3 protein-coding genes are annotated in these 2,328 nt (G+C 65.5%); all 3 read left to right on the forward strand.

Annotation, left to right across the window (positions count from 1 at the left end; genetic code table 11):
• The coding region (locus tag KH616_RS24240) for an XdhC family protein (RefSeq protein WP_292253757.1) at positions 1-169 on the forward strand (169 nt) is incomplete at its 5' end.
• A 17-nt stretch (positions 170-186) separates the two neighbouring features.
• Positions 187-1,212 (forward strand): adenosine deaminase, encoded by a 1,026-nt coding sequence (locus KH616_RS24245; RefSeq protein WP_292253751.1) that lies wholly within the window; start codon positions 187-189, stop codon positions 1,210-1,212.
• 88 nt (positions 1,213-1,300) lie between these two features.
• The coding region (locus tag KH616_RS24250) for an NCS2 family permease (protein ID WP_292253754.1) at positions 1,301-2,328 on the forward strand (1,028 nt) is incomplete at its 3' end.

Raw genomic sequence — 2,328 nt, forward strand, 5'->3', positions numbered from 1 at the left:
CCTCGCGGCGCTCGGCATCGATCCGCTGCAGCTTGCCCAGATGCGCTGTCCGATCGGCATCGAAGGCATCGTCGACAAGACGCCCGAAGTGATCGCGATCTCGGTGGCGGCGCAGTTGCTGCAGGCTGCCGAGGCGAACGCAGCGGCGAGCGCCCCCACTACTTTCTGACCGACCAAGAAAAAACCATGACGCCGACCTTCAAAGACAAGATCGCCCGTGCTCCGAAAGCGGAACTGCACATCCATATCGAAGGCTCGCTGGAGCCCGAACTGATTTTCGCGCTCGCCGAGCGCAACCACGTCAAGCTCGCGTACGACTCGATCGACGCGCTGCGCGCCGCCTACGCGTTCACCGACCTGCAGTCGTTCCTGGACATCTACTATGCCGGCGCGAGCGTGCTGCTCACCGAGCAGGATTTCTACGACATGACCGCCGCATACTGCGAGCGCGCGCTGGCGGACAACGTCGCGCACACCGAGCTGTTCTTCGATCCGCAGACGCATACCGAACGCGGCGTACCGATCGAGACGGTCGTCGCGGGCATCGAGCGCGCGCTCGCCGATGAGGAAAAGCGCGGCCTGTCGAGCAAGCTGATCCTGTGCTTCCTGCGCCATCTGTCCGAAGACGACGCACTCGCGACGTTCGACGCCGCGCTGCCGCTGTTCGAGCAGTACCGGCATCGCCTGATCGGCGTCGGGCTCGATTCGTCCGAGCGCGGCAATCCGCCGTCGAAATTCGCGCGCGTGTTCGAGAAGGCGCGCGCGCTCGGCCTGAAGCTCGTCGCGCACGCCGGCGAGGAAGGGCCGCCCGCCTACGTGTACGAAGCGCTCGACATCCTGAAGGTCGACCGGATCGACCACGGCGTACGCAGCATCGAGGACGCGGCACTCGTCGAACGTCTCGCGAAAACGCGCATGGCGCTCACCGTCTGCCCGCTGTCGAACCTGAAGCTGTGCGTATTCGACGACATGGCGAAGCACACGCTGAAGTCGCTGCTCGACCGCGGCGTCGCCGTGACGATCAACTCCGACGATCCGGCCTACTTCGGCGGCTACGTCAACGAAAACTATTTCGCGACCGTGGAAGGACTGCGTCTGACGGACGCGGAAGTCTACGCCGTGATCCGCAACGGTTTCGAGGCTTCGTTCGTCAGCGCCGAACAGCGCGACGCGCTGATCGCCCGCCTCGATGCGTACTGGCATGCCGCGTGAGGACGTGACGATGCCGCTCATCGACGATGCAACGTTCGATTGCAGACCACCCCCGCCATAACGGCAGACATTGAGGAGCGCTTTTCCGATGGACATCTACAACGGCACCACCGCGCCGGCCGCCAGCTCGGCGTTCGACCGCTACTTCCGCATTCGCGAGTCCGGCTCGAGCGTGCGCACGGAAATCGTCGCGGGCATCACGACGTTCCTGACGGCGATGTACATCATCGTCGTCAATCCCGGGATCCTCTCGCAGGCCGGGGTGCCGTTCGCCGCCGCGCTGACCGCCACGGTCATCGTCAGCTTCCTCGGCAGCTGCGCGATGGGCCTGTACGCGCGCAACCCGGTGCTGGTCGCGCCCGGCATGGGCATGAACGCGCTGTTCGCGTTCGTGATGGTGCACGGCGGCAAGATGCCCTGGCAGACAGCGCTCGGCTGCGTGTTCTGGGCCGGCGTGATGTTCGCGGTGCTCGCCGCGTTCAACGCGCGCCAGCTCGTCGTCGACGCGATCCCGCCGAACCTGCGGCACGCCGTGTCGTGCGGAATCGGGCTCTTCATCAGCCTGATCGGGCTCGTCAATGCGAAGTTCATCGTCGGCGATCCGGTCACGATCGTTCACTCGACCTCGCTGAACCCGGTGATCGTGACGTTCCTGACCGGGCTCGCGATCACGACGATCCTCGTCGTGCGGCGCGTGACCGGCGCGCTGATGATCGGCATCGTCGTCACGACGCTGCTGGCGATTCCGATCGGCCGCTTCTGGGGCGACGGCACCGCGTACTGGCCGGCCGCCATCGCGACGAAAACGCTCGTCAACTGGAACGGCCTCGTCGCCGCGCCCGACTTCTCCGGCATCGGCCAGCTCGACCTGCTCGGCTCGCTGAAAGTCGCGTACTGGCCGTTCATCTTCGTAATGCTGTTCACCGCGTTCTTCGACGCGCTGTCGACTTTCATGGCGATTTCGGAAGCCGGCAACCTGCTCGACGCGAACGGCAATCCGCGCAACATCCGCCAGTCGATGATGGTCGACGCGTTCTCGGCGGTCGTGTCCGCGCCGCTCGGCACCAGCCCGGCAAACGCCTATATCGAATCCGCCGCCGGCATCTCGGCGGGCGG

Origin of the sequence: Burkholderia sp. (assembly GCF_018375725.1) — a bacterium.
Lineage (GTDB): Bacteria > Pseudomonadota > Gammaproteobacteria > Burkholderiales > Burkholderiaceae > Burkholderia.